General features: G+C 66.9%; 15 protein-coding genes and 1 tRNA gene. 10 read left to right on the top strand and 6 right to left on the bottom strand.

Annotated elements, in window-relative coordinates:
* Nucleotides 1-111: 111 nt before the first annotated feature.
* Genes J2W78_RS07595 through J2W78_RS07585 form a run of 3 tightly spaced genes read right to left on the bottom strand, consistent with a single transcriptional unit; the run spans nt 112 to nt 5,542 of the window.
* A complete protein-coding gene (locus tag J2W78_RS07595) occupies nt 112-3,174 on the bottom strand; it encodes an efflux RND transporter permease subunit (RefSeq protein WP_367399397.1) in 3,063 nt (1,020 codons plus the stop codon).
* 56 nt (nt 3,175-3,230) lie between these two features.
* Nucleotides 3,231-4,382, bottom strand: coding sequence for an efflux RND transporter periplasmic adaptor subunit (locus tag J2W78_RS07590; protein ID WP_253369406.1), 1,152 nt, complete (start codon nt 4,380-4,382; stop codon nt 3,231-3,233).
* Nucleotides 4,379-5,542, bottom strand: a complete 1,164-nt coding sequence (locus J2W78_RS07585; RefSeq protein WP_253369404.1) for an efflux RND transporter periplasmic adaptor subunit — start codon at nt 5,540-5,542, stop codon at nt 4,379-4,381. The genes J2W78_RS07590 and J2W78_RS07585 overlap by 4 nt, the downstream gene beginning before the upstream one ends.
* Before the next feature lie 220 nt (nt 5,543-5,762).
* Between J2W78_RS07585 and J2W78_RS07580 the strand changes: the two genes are divergently transcribed.
* Complete coding sequence (locus J2W78_RS07580; protein WP_253369402.1) at nt 5,763-6,323, top strand: TetR/AcrR family transcriptional regulator; 561 nt, start codon at nt 5,763-5,765, stop codon at nt 6,321-6,323.
* A 395-nt stretch (nt 6,324-6,718) separates the two neighbouring features.
* Here the strand turns inward: J2W78_RS07580 and J2W78_RS07575 are convergent, their stop codons facing one another.
* Complete coding sequence (locus J2W78_RS07575; RefSeq protein ID WP_253369400.1) at nt 6,719-7,429, bottom strand: response regulator; 711 nt, start codon at nt 7,427-7,429, stop codon at nt 6,719-6,721.
* Between the two features lies 1 nt (nt 7,430).
* Nucleotides 7,431-8,645, bottom strand: a complete 1,215-nt coding sequence (locus J2W78_RS07570) for a sensor histidine kinase (protein WP_253369399.1) — start codon at nt 8,643-8,645, stop codon at nt 7,431-7,433.
* 691 nt (nt 8,646-9,336) lie between these two features.
* On the opposite strand from J2W78_RS07570, the gene J2W78_RS07565 reads away from it, so the two are divergent.
* From J2W78_RS07565 to J2W78_RS07535, 7 genes are all read left to right on the top strand, one after another.
* Nucleotides 9,337-9,987 (top strand): response regulator transcription factor, encoded by a 651-nt coding sequence (locus J2W78_RS07565; RefSeq protein ID WP_253369397.1) that lies wholly within the window; start codon nt 9,337-9,339, stop codon nt 9,985-9,987.
* A 193-nt stretch (nt 9,988-10,180) separates the two neighbouring features.
* Nucleotides 10,181-10,942, top strand: coding sequence for a LuxR C-terminal-related transcriptional regulator (locus J2W78_RS07560; protein ID WP_253369395.1), 762 nt, complete (start codon nt 10,181-10,183; stop codon nt 10,940-10,942).
* Between the two features lie 94 nt (nt 10,943-11,036).
* Nucleotides 11,037-11,855, top strand: a complete 819-nt coding sequence (locus J2W78_RS07555) for a glycosyltransferase family 2 protein (protein WP_253369393.1) — start codon at nt 11,037-11,039, stop codon at nt 11,853-11,855.
* A 181-nt stretch (nt 11,856-12,036) separates the two neighbouring features.
* A complete protein-coding gene (locus J2W78_RS07550) occupies nt 12,037-13,224 on the top strand; it encodes a glycosyltransferase family protein (protein ID WP_253369391.1) in 1,188 nt (395 codons plus the stop codon).
* 224 nt (nt 13,225-13,448) lie between these two features.
* Nucleotides 13,449-13,522: transfer RNA gene (locus tag J2W78_RS07545), tRNA-Gln, on the top strand.
* A gap of 117 nt (nt 13,523-13,639) precedes the next feature.
* Complete coding sequence (locus tag J2W78_RS07540) at nt 13,640-15,466, top strand: site-specific integrase (RefSeq protein ID WP_253369388.1); 1,827 nt, start codon at nt 13,640-13,642, stop codon at nt 15,464-15,466.
* Nucleotides 15,467-15,553: 87 nt separating this feature from the next.
* Nucleotides 15,554-16,021, top strand: coding sequence for a hypothetical protein (locus J2W78_RS07535; protein WP_253369387.1), 468 nt, complete (start codon nt 15,554-15,556; stop codon nt 16,019-16,021).
* A 46-nt stretch (nt 16,022-16,067) separates the two neighbouring features.
* On the opposite strand, the gene J2W78_RS07530 is transcribed toward J2W78_RS07535, so the two are convergent.
* Nucleotides 16,068-17,147 (bottom strand): IS630 family transposase, encoded by a 1,080-nt coding sequence (locus tag J2W78_RS07530; protein ID WP_253368020.1) that lies wholly within the window; start codon nt 17,145-17,147, stop codon nt 16,068-16,070.
* 178 nt (nt 17,148-17,325) lie between these two features.
* On the opposite strand from J2W78_RS07530, the gene J2W78_RS07525 reads away from it, so the two are divergent.
* Nucleotides 17,326-18,429, top strand: a complete 1,104-nt coding sequence (locus J2W78_RS07525; RefSeq protein WP_253369385.1) for an AAA family ATPase — start codon at nt 17,326-17,328, stop codon at nt 18,427-18,429.
* Nucleotides 18,426-19,529 carry a hypothetical protein gene (locus J2W78_RS07520; protein WP_253369383.1) on the top strand — a complete coding sequence of 368 codons (1,104 nt, stop codon included), beginning with the start codon at nt 18,426-18,428 and terminating at the stop codon, nt 19,527-19,529. The genes J2W78_RS07525 and J2W78_RS07520 overlap by 4 nt, the downstream gene beginning before the upstream one ends.
* The last annotated feature ends 31 nt before the right edge of the window (nt 19,530-19,560 follow it).

Raw genomic sequence — 19,560 nt, 5'->3', positions numbered from 1 at the left:
AATCTCGGCGAAAAGCGCGTGAGATGCATAATAGAACTAGTTTCATCTTTGCGCGATCGTCTCCGATCCGTAGGATCCCGTGGGATGCCTCCCGCATCGGTCTGCCCGGCCTCAATGGCCGGGCGCTGCCGCGTCGTGCGCGGGCGGCCTGATCCGGTACCAGCCGACATAGAGCGCCGGCAGGAACAGCAGGGTCAGGGCGGTCGCCGCCAGGATGCCGCCGATCATGGCGTAGGCCATCGGCCCCCAGAACACCTCGCGGGCGATCGGGATCAGGCCGAGGCTCGCCGCCGCAGCCGTGAGCAGGATCGGCCGCATCCGGTGGCGGGTGGCCTCGACCACGGCATCCCACGGCGCCATCCCGTCCGCCTCGCATTCCTCGATCTGGCTCACTAGAATCACCGCGTTGCGCACGATGATCCCGATCAGCGCCAGGATGCCGAGGATGGCGACGAAGCCCATCGGCTTGTCGAACAGCAGGAGCGCCGGCACCACGCCGATCAGACCGAGGGGCGCAACAGAAAATACCAAAAAGAGCTTCTGGAAGCTCTGGAGCTGGATCATCAGGAAGAAGGCCATGGCCAGCAGCATCACCGGCACCACCGCCGCGATCGGCCCCTGGCCCTTGCCCGCCTCCTCGACCGCGCCGCCGACGGCAAGCGTGTAGCCCTCCGGCAGCGCCTTCACATAGGCGTCGATGGCGGGCTGGAGCGCGGCGACGACGGTCGGTGGCTGGGTCGCGTCCTTGATGGTGGCGCGCACCGTCAGCGTCGGCACCCGGTCGCGGCGCCAGACGATCGGCTGTTCGAGGTCGTAGTCGATCTTGGCGAATGCCAGGATCGGCACGACCGAGCCGTTGGAGAGGGCGACCTGAAGGCTCTGGAGCGTGTCGAGCGAGGTGCGCTCCACGGTGCGGGCCCGGCCGACCACGTTCACGAGGTAGATCGAATCGCGCACCTGCGTGATCGCCTGACCGCCGACGACGCCGTTGAGGATGCCGGCGATGTCCTGGCTGGTGACGCCGAGCTGGCGCGCCTTGTCCTGCAGGATCTCGACGCGCAGCACCTTGCCGGGCTCGTTCCAGTCGAAGGTCGGGACCGCGAGGCGCTTGTCGGTGGCCACCACGTCGGCGAGCTTGAGGGCAAGGCGGCGCACCTCCTGCACGTCGGGCCCGGACAGGCGGTACTGGATCGGGCGCCCCACCGGAGGGCCGAGGCTGAGTGGCTGCACCAGGATGTCGGTGCCGACGAAATCGTGCCGGCCGATCTTCTGTAGCCGCGTGATGACCCGATCCCGGATCTCCAGCGACTTCGTGACGATCACGATCTGCCCGAAGAAGGCGTTGGCGAGCTGCTGGTCCAGCGGCAGGTAGAAGCGCACCGCGCCCTGGCCGACATAGGAGCTCCAGCGCTCGATGTCGGGGTCGTCTTTCAGGTGCGCCTCGAAGCGGTCCATCTGCGCCCGCGTCTCGGTGATGGTGGCGTTCTGCGGCAGCGTCAGATCGACCAGCAGCTCGGAGCGGTCGGAGGACGGGAAGAACTGTTGCTGCACATGGCCCATCCCGACCACGGCCAGCCCCATCAGCGCGACGCAGAGGACCACCGTGATCCAGCGCAGCCGCATCGCGACCCGTAAGGTCGCCATGAAGGCGCGGGTGAACAGGCCCTGCCGCTCCGAATGGTGCTTCATGGTCTTGGGCAGCATGGTGACGCCGAGCAGCGGCGCGAACAGCACCGCGACCACCCAGGAGACCAAGAGCGAAGCGGCGATCACCACGAACAGCGAGTAGGTGTACTCGCCCGCCGACGAGCCGTTGAAGCCGATCGGCAGGAAGCCGGCGACCGTCACCAGGGTGCCGGTGAGCATCGGGAAGGCGGTCGAGGTATAGGCGAAGGTCGCCGCCTTCTTCAGGTTGTCGCCGAGTTCGAGACGGGCCACCATCATCTCGACGGTGATCATCGCGTCATCGACGAGCAGGCCGAGCGCGATGATGAGGGCGCCGAGCGAGATGCGCTGCAGCGTCACGCCCATGATCTGCATGACCACGAAGACGATGGCGAGCACGAGCGGGATCGAGACCGCGACGACGAGGCCGGCGCGAAGCCCCAGGCTGACGAAGCTCACCACCAAGACGATGACGACCGCCTCGACCAGCGCCTTGGTGAAGCCGCCGACCGCCTCCTCGACGATTCGAGGCTGGTCGGAGACGAGGTGGATGCCGACGCCGATGGGCAGCTTGCCCTCAATGACGTGCATGCGTTCCTTCAGATCCTCGCCGAACTTGAGCAGGTTGGCGTTGGGGCGCATGGCGATGGCGAGCCCGATCGCCGGCTTGCCGTCGACGCGGAACAGGGCGGCCGGCGGATCCTCGTAGCCGCGGGAGATCTCGGCCACGTCCGCGAGGCGGAAGAAGCGGTCGTTGAAGCGCAGGTTGACGTTGCGCAGCGACTCCTCGGAGGAGAACTGGCCGCTCACCCGCAAGCTCACCCGCTCCGGCCCCGCCTGGACCACGCCGGAGGCGGCCACCGCGTTCTGCGATTGCAGCGCCTTGATCAAGGCCTGGAGATCGATGCCGTAGCCCGCGAGTTTGCGGGTCGAGAAGTCGAGATAGATCGTCTCGCCCTGCACGCCCATCAGCAGGGTCTTGCCGATATTGGGCACCTTCAGGATCTCGGTGCGCACGCCCTCGACGTAGTCGCGCAATTGCCGATGGGTCAGGCCGTCGGCGGTGAAGGCGTAGACGTTGCCGTAGACGTCGCCGAACTCGTCGTTGAAGCTCGGGCCCTGCACGCCTTGCGGGAAGGTGTGCCCGATGTCGCCTAGCCGCTTGCGCACTTGGTAGAAAGCGGGCTGGATCTCTTCCTTCTTCGTCGTGTCGCGGAACTGCACGAACACCGTCGCCTGACCCGGCGTGGTGTAGCTGCGGACGTAATCGAGCGCGTTGATCTGCTGGAGTTCCTTTTCGATCCGGTCGGTGACCTGATCGAGGGTGTCCTTGATCGTGGCGCCGGGCCAGCTCGCCTGGACCACCATGGTCTTGATGGCGAAGGGCGGATCCTCCTCCCGACCGAGGCGCGAATAGGCCATCACGCCCGCCACGAGGCAGACGAGCATCAGGAACCAGACCAGCGAACGGTGGCCGAGCGCCCAATCGGAAAGGTTGAAGTCCTTCACGCGCGGAAACCTTTGCAGAAGTTCTTGCCGGATCGAATCCCTCGTCGGGGGCCGGCTCAGTTCCGGTCGTCGGCCAGGCGGACGGTCTGGCCGTCGCGCAGGGAATGGGCGCCCGCGACCACGACCCGCTCGCCGGGCTTCAGCCCCGTGCGCACGGCGATGCGCCCGTTTCCGTCCGGCCCCTCCCCGTCCAGGGTCACGTCCCGGCGCTCGACGTGCCGGTCGCCCGGCTCATCCCCTTGGCCACCGCCTTGCCCGCTCGCCTTATCGTCCCCGCGCCTCTCGGCTTCCGGCACGATCCAGACCGAGCGGCGCCCCTCGGTGTCGAGGAGCGCGGTGGCCGGCAGGACGAAGCGGCGCTCGATGCGGCGCTCCAGCGCGACGGTGATGGTCGCGCCGAGCCGAAAGGCGGGGCCGGGCTCCTCCAGGGTCAGGCGGACGCGGCGGGTGCGGGTGCCGGATTCGGCGAAGGGGGCGACCTCGCGCACCCGGCCGCGGGCGGTGATCGCGGGCGCGCTCTGGAGCACCACCGTGAACAGTCCGTCCTTGGGCATGGCGCCGGCCAGCGTCTCGGGGATGTCGACCACGGCCTCGCGGGTCTCGGGCCGGGCCAGCGTCACGATCCCCTGCCCCGGGCTCACGACCTGCCCGATCTCGGCGAGTCGCTGGGTGACGACGCCATCGAAATCGGCGTGCAGCTCGGTATAGCCGATCTGGTCGCGGGCCTTCTGCAGGCTGGCCCCGGCCTGGGCGAGGCGGGCCTGGGCGGTGTCGCGCCGGGCCACCGCCGCGTCGAGCTGGGCTTGGGTGACGTTGCCGCCCTCCATCAGGCGCCGCGTGCGCGCCTCGGTCGCCGTCGCGTTCTCGGCCTGGGCCTTGGCATCGGACAGTTCCGCCTCGGCGCGGCTGAGGTCGAACCGCGAGACGATCGGGTCGAGGGCCGCGAGGCGCTGGCCCTTCTTCACGACATCGCCGATGGTGACGTCGCGCGCCACCACCCGGCCGCCGATCTGGAAACCGAGTTGCGACTGGTAGCGCGGCTCGACCGTACCGGTGAAGGGGCCGAAGGTCACGCTGTCGGTGGGCTGTGCCAGCGTGGTCAGAACCGGCCGCACGGGCGGCGGTGCGGGCGGCTCCTGCGACGGCTGGCAGGCGGTGAGCGGAGCGGCGCCGGCAAGGACGGCGCAGACCAGAAGCCTTCGCCTCATCGTCCGCCCTCCCCGGCCGCGGATTTCGTGGAGCCTTGCGCAGCGTCTTGCGTCGCCAGCGCGACGTGCTGGCCGGGGCGCAGGAATGGGATGCCGGCGACCACCACCGTTTCGCCGGGCTTGACGCCGCCCTTCAGGACGATGTCGTCGAAGCCGTAGCGGTCGATCTCGACCTCCCGGATCGAGACCGTGCCCGCGGCAGAATCGTAGATCCACACCGCCGGCCGGTCGTCGTAACGGTAGAGCACCGACCAGGGCAGCACGACGGCCTCGCGCGTAGCGAAGCGGCCCCGGCCGATCACCACCGCGCCGAGCGTCATCGCGGGCGGGGTCGATTCCAGCCCGACCTTGACGCGGACCGTACCGCTCGCTGCATCCACCGTCGGCGAGATTTCGCGCACATGCCCCGCCGCCGCCGCCGTGGGATCGGACTGGAGCGTGACGTGGATCGTCTTGTCGCCGGGCGGGTTGGCGGTCAGCGCCTCGTAGACGTTGAAAACCGCGTCGCGCGGTCCGTCCTGGGCCAGCACCATCACGGCTTGACCCGCCTGAACCACCTGCCCGACCTCGAAGGTGCGGCTCATGACGATGCCGGAAACGCCCGCGCGCAGCTCGGTATAGGAGAGCTGTTCCTCGGCGGTGCCGAGCGCCGCCTTGGCCGAATCGACCGCGGCTTGAGAGGTGCGCAACTGCTGCTCGGCGTTGTCGTAGGACGGGCGCGTGGTGTAGCCGCCGCTGATGAGCTGCTTCTGGCGCTCGAAGGTCACCTTGGCCTGGGTGAGCTGCGCTTCCGCCGAGACCAGGGCAGCGCGGGCGTTGTCGAGATTCGCCCGCTGCGTCAGCGGCTCCAGCACCGCGAGCACCTGATCGGCGGTGACGTGATCGCCGACCTCGACCCGGCGCTCGGCGACCTTGCCGTTGGTGCGGAAGGCGACGTTGGTCTGGGCCTGAGCCTGGATGTCGCCGGTGAGCACCACATCCGAGGTGACGGGACCCTTCGTCGCCGTCACGACCCGCACCAGCACGACGGAAGGGTTCTCCGCCTCCGGAATGGCGGAGGCCGCAGGCGCGTCCGCCGGAACGGCCGCGGTCGCGAGCAGGACCGACAGGGCAGCCGTGAGGGCGGTCGCGGTGAGAGCGGGGCGGAGCCGTGAGGACATCGGCCGAGTTTCCGGACGGCGGGGACTGGGCGTGCAGCCGTATCGCGAAAGGACGGCTTTCGCGGCGCAGGCTTATCGCCTATCTTACCGACCGTCCAGACGGTTTTTAATTGAGTTGGTGCGGGAGATGCCCCCGGCGTCCCCCGAAACATGAACGGCGGCCGTGATTTGGTACGGCACGCGGGATGCCGCTTGCAGGGGGCGGGGATCGGGGGCGATCATGTCGCAGAAGACGCGCAGCCGGCGCGGCGACCGTGCCGGAGTGATTCTCGACGCGGCGGGCGCAGTGCTGCGCCGGGGCGGGGCACGGTCGCTGACCATCGACGCCGTGGCGGCCGAGGCGGGCCTGAGCAAGGGCGGCGTGCTGCACCATTACGCCTCGAAGGATGCGCTGATCCTCGCCCTCGTCGGCCGCAAGCTGGAGGAGTTGCGCGCCGGCATCGCCGCCTGCGAGGCCGAGCGGGCGCCGGGCGCGACGGGGCTTGCGCTCGGCATGATCGAGCACCTGCGCCGCAGCTACTGTGAGGAGGACGAGTTCAGCCGTGCCCTGCTCCTTGCCTCCGCCGAGAATCCCGATGCGCTCGCCGGCTACCGCGCGTTCGTGGCCGAGCGCCTCGCCCGGTTCGAGGCTACGGAGGGGCCGACCGGCGTCGGGGCTGCCCTGTTCTTCGCGCTGCTCGGGGTCGTGATGGGCCGCACCCTCGGTTTCCACGAGCTGAGCCCTGCGCAGATCGAACCGCTTCTGGGCGCGCTGGAACGCGCGGCGCAGGAACTCGGCTGAGCTGCCACGGTGAGAATGGGCCGGGCTTGGCGCGGGCTGTTGGGCAGGTTCGGGCGGTAGAAGGTTACGGCATCGGCAAGCGTCGTCTCTTGCACCTGTGCCCTGATGGAAGTCGGTCGGGGATGTCTGCCGGGGCGAGTGCGCTGCCTTCGATGAAACGGGCAGCTGCGGCCGGTCGGCTCTGATCGGGAAGAACCCGGACGATACGCAAGAAGCGCCTGCCCCGGTCGTCAGGAGCGGTAGGCTCTCGATGATCGAAGACCGATCGTGTGCCTGTCAGCGACGAGAGGATGTCGGTTGCCCGCTTCGCCCCGGGTGAAGAACACGGGATGATCGAGTACGCGGCTCATGAGATGAGATCAGCTCATAGGAAAAAACACTGTTTATCAAAATATTCACATGACAGACGATGGTCGATCCGACAGCAATCGCCCACTCTCGACCTCGAGCCAGCCTTGACCGAGAGCGAAGCGGACGATGCTGGCGCGGGACCGGAGACCGAGCTTCTTGCAGCCGCGGATCTTGTAGGTATCGACCGAGGCCGCCGAGATCGACATGGCGAGGCTGACCTCCTTCATCGTCATGCCGAGGGCGATGAGCCGGAGCACCTCGCGCTCCCGTGCGGTGAGGCCGCCCTCCTGGCCGGGATGCGGAGCGGGCGGGCCGGCTTCCGTACGGTCGGGCGGCGCTGGCGGCGCGCGCATTTCGGGATCGACGTACTGGCCGCCCAGGACGACCGCTTCGATGGCTTCCAGCAGGCTGGTGCCGGCGGAACGCTTGAGGACGTAGCCCTGGGCCCCGGCGGTCAGCGCCTCGTCGACGAAAGCGAGGTCTTCGTTGACCGTCAGGAAGACGATGTGCACCGCAAGGCCCGCTTCGCGGAGCGCCCGCGCCACCGCGAGGCCGCTGATGCCGGTCATGGTGATGTCCATGACGACGACATCGGGATTGGTCCTGCGGACGAGGTCCAGGGCATGCCGGCCGTCGCTCGCCTCTCCGACGACCTCGATGCCGGACGTCTCGCCGAGCAGGCCTCGGACGCCGCTTCTGAAGATTGGGTGGTCGTCGATCAGAGCGACCCTGACCCGTTCCTGCGCCGTTCGCATATCATCCCCCTGTCAGCGGCAATCGCGCCAGAATCGTCGTCCCACCGCCGGGAGGCGATTCGATCATGAGCGTTCCACCGAGCAGCGTCAGCCGCTCGCGCATGCCAGCGAGCCCGAACCCGCCCCCCGCCTGACGCGCCTCGGCCGCCGGCTCGCACGCGAGTCCGGGCCCGTCGTCCTCGATCGCCAAGGTGACGCCGGTGCTGGCGTATTGCAGGGTCACGGAAACGTGGCGCGCCCCCGGCGCGTGCTTGACGACGTTGGTCAGGGCTTCCTGCACCAGACGAAAGATCGTCACTTCGATCTCCGGCGTGAGGCGGATCGTGGTCCCCGAAAGCTGGAATTCGGTGGGGATCGCGCTTTGGTCGGACCATTCGCGCACGAGGCCGCCCAAGGCGAGGATAAGGCCGAGTTCGGTCAGGGTGACCGGGCGCAGCTCCCGAACCACCTGCCGCAGGCTGGCCGAGATCGCATCGACCTGTTTCAGCATCGCCTCGACCTGCATCGGCGACGGCGCACGCCGCAGGCGGTCGAGCTGCAGCTTCAGCCATGCGAGTTGCTGGCCGGCCTCGTCGTGGAGTTCCCGGGCCAGACGTTCCCGCTCGGCCTGATGCGCCCGGTAGAGTTGGGCGAGGACCGCGTCCCGGTCGCGCTCGGCGCGCAGGCGCGCCTGCGCGGTGCTTCGCAGGTCGGCCAGCAGGAGGTCGCGCTCGCGCAGCAGCTCTTGCTGGCTGCGATGATGGCGCTCGCGCGCGGCGAGTTCACGCCGAAGCATCGCCGCCTCGTTCGCCTGCAGGCTGAACCGCATCTCCGGCGTCGGCAGGAGCCGCAGGAGAACCAGGGGGGCGATCCCCTCCCGGTTCAGGCGGAAGCCATGGCAGCGGTAACGGCGTATCCCGCTTCCCCGCTTGATCGCGATCACGCCGGGAAGCGGCGTCCGCGTCGCCCTGGCCCGGGCGAGAAATACCGTCGAGACCCTGCCCGTAAGCGAGGGGCTGTCGGTCGGCGAAGTCCTGCTGTTGCGTGGGGTGGTGCCGGTGAGATGGATCCGGGACGGATCGTCCCGCGTCAGCAGAAGGCGGGCGGGATCGTTGGCGTAGGCGATGCTGCCCGCACGGGCGACGACCAGGACGGGGGCATCGATCGAATCGAGGACGCGCGCCGCCTCCGCGGTCAGCGGGCCTGAGCCGGCCGCCGTCGCCACGCTCTGATCCATCGACGAGCCCCCCCTCGACACGTCACAGGCTCCATGCATCCACGCATATGGCTCCGTGGTGCCGGGGAGGGCGCGATAAGCGTATCGAGAACGTTCGGCATCGATGTCCGTACATCAGCAGCGTGATCGAGCCGCCACCACCGACCGCGATTACTGACATCGTCAGGAGCCCCGTTACCCATCGCTGCCATGTTGGCATGATCCATCCGGGTTATGGTTGAAACACCGGATTAATTCCGCCAAGGCCGTCGTCGGGTTGTACGATATGACTCTGCTGCGACGCAGTATATAACAAAAGTGTTTCGCGGATACCTCATTGTTGATAGCCCGAAAGGCGTATTCAATTCATAATTGATGGTGTGTCGCGGATTTTCTGGATTGATCTCGCCTTGAATTCGATGATTCAAAATAATATTTGCCAATATCGGGTAATCTCTTGAGAGAAACTTGTTGGTTGCCGCCTTCATGCTAAGCATTGGAAGGGCAAAGCTCTGCTGCGTTGCAGGAGAGTCTGTTGATTTGTCTATGATTAAGGATTTTGTTTTGATTTGACGTCGGTCCCGATCTTGTCGCAATCGAAATCTGTAATTCACGGAAAACAAAACCGAACGTGATGATCAGGGTGGAATTTTTTGGAGACATAATGATTTTTATCCTGCTGATCCGCAATCTAGGGAGTTAATTCTTAATTATGTTGCGGATCGTCATTGCAGATGACCAGAGAAACTTCCGCAGCATGCTGCGTAGAAGTTTGGAATTAAATGTGAGTGGAATCATCGTCTTTGATGTTTCGAGTTCATCGGAACTGATCAACAGCCTCCGATCGCCACTGAAAACGGATCTCGTCATCGTCGGATCGCGCCTCCTTCCGGCCGGAGACCCGACCTATCTCGGAGCCCTGAAGCGAGCGGCCGGCACCGCACGCCTCCTGCTCATCGTTCCCCACGCCTCGGCCGACCTGTTCCAGGATGCCCTAAGCCTCGGCTTCCACGGATTGATCGTGCGGCGCCAGAGCCACGAGGAAATGCTCGAGGCGGTTCGAACCACGCTCGACGGCCGGCTCTACGCACCCAGTGCGATTCTGGCCGTAAAGCCGCCGGAGGCTGTGGCCGCGCTGCGGCAACCGGAGCGCGGCGTGCGAACGTTCGGGTTGACCCTGCGCCAGCGCGAAGTTCTGGCGCTGATCGGCAAGGGGTTATCCAATCGAGAGATCGCGATCGCGCTGAGTATCGCCGAGGCGACCGTGAAAATTCACGTCTCCGCCGTGATCCGGATGCTCGGCGTCAGAAATCGAACCGAGGCTGCGTTGCTCGCGCCGACAATCCTCAAGGGCAAAATCTAGTACGAACTGGATAGTCCGTGCTGAGTTGTCCAAGTTTTTTCTGACATGACAGGACACCTCCCATTCGGTCTAGTTAATTTGTGCCTAACCATTCTGCGACGCACAATATGTGCGTTTGAACGGCCCGAACAGAATCTGGCGGACAGGGTGATCCGGCGCGGGAGGTTTTCAGGAGATCAGGGGAGTAACTCCGATGGAACATATCGATACGCTCATTGTCAGTGACAACCGTATGGTCCGGGAAAGCCTGATCGCGCTTTTGTCCGGCACCCGCTTCGTGGTGCGGCAGGTCGCGGCCAGCCCGGCGCTTCACCTGTCCGACCTCAAGGCGGCGCATTTGGCGCTCGTCGTCATCGATGAGGAGGCTGCGGGTATCGTCGGGCAGGTCGCCGAGGCGCTGCCCGAGGTCAAGATCGTGGCGCTCGCGCTGCGCGACACCGAGGGGCTGATGCTGCGCAGCCTTCAACTCGGCGCTTCGGCCTATCTGACCGAGGACGTCTCCCCGGCCGACCTCCTCAAGACCCTGGAAGTGGTGATCGCCGATTGCGCGGTGCTGCCGGTGAGCTTCCTTGGGCGTTTGTGCCTGGCCTTCGACCCGGTGCGCACGCCCGGCCCGGTCGCCGCCCTTACCGGGCTGCAGAGGGCAGACGGCACCTCGCTCGCCAGCCTGTCGAGCCGCGAGGTCAACATCCTCGAAGGGCTGGCTCTGGGAGAGTCCAACAAAGTCATTGCCCGCAACCTCGACATCGCGGAGGCCACGGTCAAGGTTCACGTCAAGGCGATCCTGCGCAAGGTCCGGGTGAAGAATCGGACGCAGGCGGCGGTCTGGGCGATGAACAAGGGCATCGTCACCAATGGCTGTGCCCCCGCCGAGCGGTTCGGCGGCCTCGTACCGCCCCTCCCCCTCGTGGCCGGCCGCGACAGCTTCTCCGGCGCCCTGGCGGCCGTCGCCTGACGATCGCGCGGCGCCCAGACGGCCCGGCGCCGCCTATCCCCGAAAACGCGTGATCCCGAACGCGATCGCAAGCCAAAAGACGAGGAAGCCGGCCATGAAGGTGTCCGTGGTCACCCCGACGCTGAACGGCGTCGAATACTTGCGCGAATGCATCGAATCCTCGCGGGCCAGCGCCCGCAACGGCATCGAGGTCGAGCATGTGATCGTCGATGCGGGCAGCACCGACGGAACCGTCGAACTCGCCCAAAGCCTGGGCGCCACCGTGCTCCAGGGCAAGGATCGCGGCATCTTCGACGCGATCAACAAGGGCTCCTTCGCCGCCTCGGGCGAGTTGCTCGGCTTCCTGGGTGCGGATGACGTGCTGCTCGAAGGCGGCCTGGAGGCCGTGGTCGAGGCCTACAAAGGCAACCGCCGGCGCTGGGTCGTCGGCGGGATCCGCTGGATCGACGGGCGCGGCCGGGGCCTGGGCGGGTTGGCCGCCCCGCCCAACTGGATGACGCCGCGCATGCTCGTGTGCCTCGGCTGGAACCCGGTCATGCACATGGCGACCTACATCGCGCGGGATTTCTACGCTGAACTCGGCGGGTTCAACTACGCGTTCAGGGATTGCGGCGACTACGAGATGTTCTGCCGTGCCCTGGCGCAGGAACCCTATGCCCGCGTCGGCCGGCCGGTCGCCTGCTTCCGCCGCACCGGCCAGAACAACAGCGCCAACCTCGCCCATAAGGCACGGGCGCTGGGCGAGGTCGCCCAGGTGAAGGGGGTGCACGGGCCGTCCTCCCGCGCGGAAGAGCTGTTCTGGCGCTATGCGCTGAAAGGCTACTTCAACGCCCGCAACCCGGATTGGCTCATCAGTAAGCAGCTCGATCTCGGCCGCAGCCGGCTGAAGCTTCAGCCCCACGCCCATTTCTAAGGTCCGAGCTGATGCCCTCGCGATCCCGTCGCCATGACAGTGGGCGCCGGCTCGGACATCGCGCGGGCGTTATGAGGTGGAGACCGCTCCGTTCGAGCGGATCCGGTGGCACGGTCCCGGCGCGGGGCGAGCGCCGCAAGGCCGACCCCGAAGCCGCCATGGAGCCACCAAGGGAGCCGCCATGGAGACGCTGACCGACCGCGCCCGCCACGTGGCGTCGGATGGCCTCCCGGGCCCTCCGCGGATTCTCGAATTCGGGCTGATGCCGCTCGTGACCGCCGCCTTCCCCGAGCGCACGACCTTCCTCGACACGCGGCTGCGCTGGGCCGACGTGCGGACCCGCGCACCGCGTTCCGGCAGCATGCCCCTGCGGCTGCTGAAGCTGGTTCGGCGGGTGGCCGGCATCGCTCGCGCCTGCCTCGTCCAGGACTACGACATCGTCGTTGCCCGTTGTGTCGGCCCGGTCAACAGCGCCGGGCGCGCCTATCCCGTCCATGCGGCCTTGAGCCTGATCGGGCTCGCCTTCCGCGGCCTCGTCCTGTTCGCCGCCCGCGGCCCCCGCGTCCGGCTCGCGGTCCTCGACGTGACCGACCATCTCACGATCCACCCACGCGACCGCGCCTTCCTCCGGCGTTGCGACCTGTTCTTCAAGCGCGAGTTGGCCGCCAATCCGTGGAATACCCTTGAGACGGTGCTGCCCCGCGGCGCCTGCGCCGGCCATGCCCGCCAGGATCCCGCCTGCCTCGCCCTGCGGGCCAAGCTGCGCCCCTTCGCCCTCGGAATCGGGGCCACGGCATTGAAAGCCCCGATCCCGGCCTCCGCGCGCAGCTACGACCTGTTCTACGTCGGCTCGGCGCAGGGGATCGCCTTCCGCGAGGCCTTGAGCGGCGTCCTGCCCCGATTGGCGGCCCGCGGCTGGCGCATCCACGCGCCGACGCACCGCTTGAGCCCGGAAGCCTTCGCCGAGGCGATCACCCGGAGCCGGTTCTGCCTGTCGCCGAGCGGCGTCGGCTGGGATTGCTACCGGCACTACGAGGTCGCAGCGCTGGGCAGCGTGCCGATCTTCGACACCCGCCCGCTGACAGGCATCAAGCCGTTCCTGCACGGCCGCGAGGGGTTCTATCTCGACCCGCAGGAGGATCTGGAACGCGCCCTCGATCACCTGCTGCGCACGGACGACGCGGGCGTCGACCGGATGACGTCGGCAGCTCAGGCGCTGGTCGAACGGGTCTACACCTTCGACGCGCTGGCCCGCTACGTGATCGCCGAGACGCTGGCGCTGGGCCCGTCCACGCGGGCGGCGGCCCTATCGCCGACGGAGGCGCTCGTCGCGGCCAAGGCCGGCCACCGTCAGCCTTCCCTGAACTGAACCGGTGGCTTCCGAGCGCGCGGACGCCGCCGCCAGCCGCTCCCGAGACCCGGCAGGCTCCGGCAACCGTGGCCGTCGACCCTCATCCGCACGATCGCGTGCGCATCCATGTTGACGTGACGCCCGTCACAGCCTATCTGACGCCAGCACCGAGCGCGGGATTGCGGCAAACGCTTTCCTGCCTGAATCCGGACCGTTCTCAACGGGACAGGTGAGGGCTCCGGTGGGGGATAGTTTAACGGTAGAACCGCGGACTCTGACTCCGCTAGTCCTGGTTCGAATCCAGGTCCCCCAGCCATCTAGCGACCTAAGCCACTGCAGACGCTGACGATTTTGCTGAGCCGCCCTGCGGTCTGAGCACTTTGCTACACACCGCTGCTACACAGGCCGTCCGCGCGGACGGCGGGAGCGCGGTTTGGGTTCGGTCGCCAACGTCGTCCAGCGCGGACGCATCTTTCACTTCCGACGCCGAATCCCGGCCGACCTTCGGCTACGCCTCGGCCGCCACGAACTCGTGTGCAGCCTCGGCACGGGCGATATCCGCGCTGCCAAGCTCAGGGGCTGTCGGCTATACGTGGCGGCGGAAGAGCTGTTCTCGACCCTGCGCGCTACGCCGATGCTGACCGACGACCAGATCATCCGCCTCGTCCGCGACTTCTTCGACACCATGCTGACCGACGAGAACGCCGGCCGGCTCACCCGTGGCCCGCTGCCCGATGGCGTGCGGGAGGCCCGAGTCACGCAGTACGCGACGATGGCCGCTAAAGGCCGCGAGGCGCTAGCCGGCAACCGCCTCGACGAGGCGGCTTTCATCGCCGAGGTGATGTTGAAGCGTCAGGGGATCGCCATCCGGGATCTGACGCCCACGGAAGCGGCCAGAGCCAAGCAGGCCATGCTGCGTGCGGGGATCGACCTCTCCGAGGCGCTGAAAGCCCGCTACGAGGGCGACTTCAACTACGAGCCGCGCGACAAGCTCCTGAAGGCGACGCTTGCCGAGCCACAACCGAAGCAATGGCCGACGCCTGCGGCACCACCGATGGCCGCAACCGCCCCTGTCGCTCCAGTGGCATCACCACCGCCCGCGAAAAACGACACCGTTCCAGTGCCCGGCGTCCGGTTCGAGGGCCGCGGCAAAGCTTTCCGCGACCAGCAGGTCCAGACGAAGCGCTGGGACAATCAGACCGCGGCGCAGGCCGGCGCCACCTATCGCCTGTTCGTCGACGTGTGCGGCGACAAGCCCCTCGGCGCCTACACCCGCAAGGACGCCGGGCGCTTCCGCGAGCGCGTCGAACGCCTGCCCAGCGACTACGGCAAGCACCCACGGTACCGCGGCCTCAGCGTCGAGGCGATCTTGAGCGCCTACACCGCCCTGCCCCAGGCCGGCCGTGTCGAGGTCATCACCCAGAAGACCATCAAACGCCACTTCTCGGCTCTATCCACACTCTGGACGGCGGCGGTGGCGGAGGGTGATGCGGGCGAAAACATCTTCTCAGGCCATCGCTTCTCCGCCACCCGCAAGCCGAGCGAGCAGCGGGACATGTGGGAACAGGCCAACCTCGCGCGCCTTTTCACCACGCCGGTCTGGACCGGCTGCCGGTCGGCGACGCAGCGAAGCACGCCCGGTACGCTCATCCTCCGGGACGAGCGCTTCTGGCTGCCGCTGATCGCCGTCTTCTCCGGGCTGCGCCAGGAGGAGATCTGCCAGCTGCAACTTGAGGACGTTCGTCAAGAGAACGGGATTTGGTACTTCGACATCAACGATCGGCCGCCGCGCAAGCTTAAGAATGCCACGGCGATCCGGCGCGTGCCTATGCACTCGGAACTGATCCGGCTCGGGTTCATGCAACATGTCGAGCGTCTGCGCCGCAGCCGGCAGACCCGCGTGTTTCCCGCGTTCCGTCCGGGCGGCGCGGACGACCGTTTGGGGCACGCCTTCACCAAATGGTTCACGCGCTACCGACGGGACGTTGGCCTCTACCGCCCCGGGCTGAACTTCCACTCCTTCCGGCACACCGCGACGACGCTGATGCACCAAGCTGGTGTGGCTACGGCCGTGATCGATCACGTCACGGGTCATACGACCCCAGGCGAGACGGCTCGCTACACCAAACGCTCGACGCTCGCGCAACTGAAGGCAGCCGTCGAGACGATCGTGATCGAGTCGGGCCTGTCTCATCTTCTTCCAGGTGGGGGAGACGTGTCACCGCACGCGTCGAGCCAACCCCTCCCGCCGAAACCCTAAAATCGCAGGCAAGCGGACTCGACAACAAGAGGTCACCGGTCTAAACGTATTGAAACCCTTGTCACGTGCAAGATACTGGATCTTGTGATGCCGGCCTACTCCATGCAGCAGCGCGCAAGGCAGCTTTCACGTGCCTCGCCCATCCTGATCCAGATTCAGACCTTCATATCGGGACACTCTCTCGAAGCTCCGCTTCTTGCAGCCGTGTCGGCGGGCGATCCGCCAGTCGGAGCCATCAGCAAGTATCTGATCGAGCAGTTCGGCCGCGACACGTTTGCATCGTCGAAGACAAAGCAATTCGTCGGCGTAGCGACGGCCGCTAAACTAGAGCTATTAGGATGTGTTGCGACCGGCAAACGCATCCGCATCAATAATGATCCGATTTTCACGACGGGCGGCCTCTTCCGGAAAGTGGCCGTTACACCGAAGTCATCGTCCCATGAACTTCTCGCCCGGTTCGTAGCTGCTCTGACCGAAGACGAAGCTCTGATCGTAGCGGAACTACTCGACCGCAGACGCGAGGCGGCCGAACCTTTGCGCGATCCGGACGACTGAGGCAGGATCGGCCTACCTCGGCAGGCAGGATCGGCCTGCGCGCGTTCTAGTGGTGCGAGTCTAACACTTGGTGCCCGCGCCTTGCGGCCTGGATGATGCGATCCGGGTCGGCGGTCCAGGTGAAGGGCTTGGGGTCGCCGTTGCTCTCGGCGATGAAGCGTTTGATGGCCGCCTGTACCTCGATCAGCGATCCGAACACGCCGCGTCGCAGGCGGCGTTTTGCGAGCTTGGCGAAGAAGCCCTCAACGGCGTTGAGCCACGAGGCTGAGGTCGGGGTGAAATGGAAGGTCCAGCGTGGGTGGCGATCGAGCCAGGCGCGGACCTTCGGGTGCTTGTGAACGGCATAGTTGTCCAGGATCGCGTGGACGATCTTGCCCGCCGGAACCGCCGCCTCGACCGCGTTGAGGAAACGGATGAACTCCTGATGCCGGTGGCGCTGCATGCAGCGGCCAATCACCTTGCCCTCCAGGATGTCCAGAGCGGCAAACAGGGTCGTCGTGCCGTGGCGCTTGTAGTCGTGGGTGCGCGTCGTCGGCTGGCCCGGCTTCATCGGCAACGGGGCCTGCGTGCGGGCGAGCGCTTGGATCTGGCTCTTCTCGTCGACCGAAAGCACGACGGCATGGGCGGGCGGATCGACGTAGAGCCCGACGACGTCACGCAATTTGGCAGCGAAGGCCGGGTCGGTAGAGAGCTTGAACTGCCGGACCCGGTGTGGCTGTAGGCCGTGCCTCCGCCAGATCCGCTGCACCGACGAAATGCTTATGGCTGTGACCTTGCTCATGGCGGCGGCCGTCCAATGCGTGGTCTCGCCGGGCGGATCTTCCTGCGTCAGAGCCACAACACGCGCCGCCACCTCCGGCCCCAGCGGCGGGATGCGCGCCGGCCGCGTCTTGTCTCGCAGGAGCCCTTCGACGCCCTCCTGCGCGAAGCGGTCCTGCCAGCGCCAGACCGCCGTCTTGGACACGGCCGCCTCACGCATGATCGCGTGCGTCCCGATCCCATCGGCGCTCAGCAGCACGATGCGAGCGCGCCAAACGTGCTTCTGCGGAGTGTTTCGATCCGCGACCAGGGCCTCTAGCCGAAGGCGATCCGAGGCGGAGAGCGTGAAAGAGATGTCACTGCGCATCCCACGAGACTCGCAGGACGGACTTCAAACCGGAACCCCGGACGGACTCAACCGTCAGGGCTGAACCACTAGGGACCCGCACGAGCCTTCACAGGAACGGCTAACCCACCACGATGCCCGTCACCCGGGTTCATCGATCGGCCACCTATGCCGCAAACCCATCGGGAGCGCGCCGACCATGTCGAGTGACCCTTCGGATTCCGCGTGGCGGCGCCCTGTCCCCGCGCAGGCCGCGTTCCTCGATCGTCCGCGCAGCTTCGAGGACATGAGCGGTCAGGAGGAGGCAATCGGCGCGATCCGATCCTTCCTGGAGGATGCGCTCAGCGCGGCCAACTCGAAGCCGCGCTGCCGGACGCTGCTCCTGAGCGGCGTTAGTGGGATCGGGAAGACGACGATCGCGCGCATCCTGGGAAACGTCGCCCTGTGCTGGAACCGGAACGAAGGCCACGAGGCCTGTGGGGCCTGCGCCATCTGCAATGCATTCCGGGAGAATCCGCCACGTGGAATCGACGACTACGTCGAGATTAGTGCGGCCGAGTACACCGGCGTCGATGCGATGTCCCACCTGGTGGCGCTGATGCGCCGCTCACCCCTCGGGCGTTTCAAAGTAGGCTTTGCCGACGAAGCGCACCGCACCTCCCGCGCGGGGAAAGACGCGCTCCTCAAGGACCTTGAAGAGCCCGCACCTCACGCGATCTACATTCTTGCCACCACGGAGCCGGACAAGCTCGGCACCGCCCTCCTGACGCGCTGCCGCCACGTCCGGCTACGTCCGGCCTGTACAGTGGACCGCCTGCGTTACCTCCGCCGGCGATGCGAGGTGGGGTGGGGCTTGGGACCGGAGGCATATGAACCAGCCGCGCTCGACCTTCTGGCAGCACATGAGGGGGTGAGCTACCGCGAGGTGGCGGCAGCGCTCGACCGATGCATAACCGCGGGTCCGCTGACCGTGGCCACGGTCCGCCGGCTGTTCCCCGATCCCCTCGCGGCCTGCCTGCGCTGTGCCGAAGCTCTGCTCGATGACGATTTATCGGGCGCCATCGCTGCCTTCGTGGAGGCGCCCGGAAGCCCTGATGAGAAGCGTGCCACGATGCAGCGCTTCCTGCTCCGCCTAAGCCTTTCTCACGTCCGGCATATCGGTAAGGCCTACGATCCGGTGAACGACCTCCCCGTAGAGCGTCGTGAGGCGTTGGTAGCGCGCTTCGACGCTCGCCGTCCGGAAACCTCGTCCCTCGCAGCGTACCTGGAGGACTGTGCGCGCTTTTGGGGGACGGCCCAGTGACGCAAGACGAACTCATCCTCCGTCTGACTGGGTTCTACGACCTGCTTGGCGCAGCGCGCGAGGGGCCAGAGCGCGTACATCCGGCCACCGACCATGATCTTCCGCCGACGGCGTCTCCCATTCTCCCCCGCTGTCGCCGCAGGCTTGCCGCGCACGAGCGAGCCAAGACGCGCTCGCGGGTCGAGCGGCGGCAGCCGTACCTGAACGCCAGCCAAGCCCGCGACCTGTACATCGCCGCCTCCTTCCTCGCACAAGACACCGGACGCCTGCTCAACGTCCGGGTGACGTTCGACCACGGCCCCGACGCGGCGCACGCGGGATCCGTCGCGAGCGCGGCCATCACGGATTTCTGCCGTCGCGCTCGGGCCCTCCTCAAGCGGCGCGGTCAGGACGACTTTCCGTTCCTCTCCGTTCACGAAATGACCGGTAAGGGACGCTTCGTCACCGAACTCGCCGCGCATGTCGTCCCTGACCACCGCCTCGTCGATTTCACCTCCTGGGCGGAGGAAGACTTCAAGACGACCCGGCGCCGCCCCGCGCCCCAAGCTCAAGTGGCAGTCTGCCGTGCGACGAAGCGGGACGAGCGGGTCGCTTACCACGCCACCTCGTTCCGGCGGCTCCTGCGTGGCCTCGACCCCAACATCTACGACTGGGACGAGGAGGATGTTCGGCGCCCCCTGATCGATCTGCTTGGTGTGCCCGTATCAGAGCGGCGTGCGATCGGCGCGATCGACGCCGCCCAGCGCATCAGCACCTCGGACTCGATCGCCCCAGAAGCACGACGGAGAGCGGCGGCGGACGGTATGGGCTTCCTCAACCCAATGCAGGATCGCGCCTGGGCGTGGCTCTTCTCTGGATGGGAACTCGACGAACACCGCGCCCGATCGGCAGAGCGCGCGGCGCGCGTCGAGTTCCGCGCCCGCATCGATGCGCTGTACCCCGACGGACCCAACGCCCTAGTGCGCGCGCGCCGAGCCGCAGCGTTTGCGGATCTCGAGGTCCGCTGCAGCTGGCGGGCTGAACTGCGGCCCCGGTCCTGGGGCGGATGGTGGTCACTGACGGGAGAACAGTCCGCTCCCGGCGACGGGAAGCTCTTGTGACAACCCATCAACACGAAGGAAGATCATGACA

Source organism: Methylorubrum extorquens (genome assembly GCF_024169925.1).
Lineage (GTDB): Bacteria > Pseudomonadota > Alphaproteobacteria > Rhizobiales > Beijerinckiaceae > Methylobacterium > Methylobacterium extorquens_A.
Note: the sequence above shows the minus strand (reverse complement) of the source record. Positions and strands in the feature narration are given on the sequence as shown.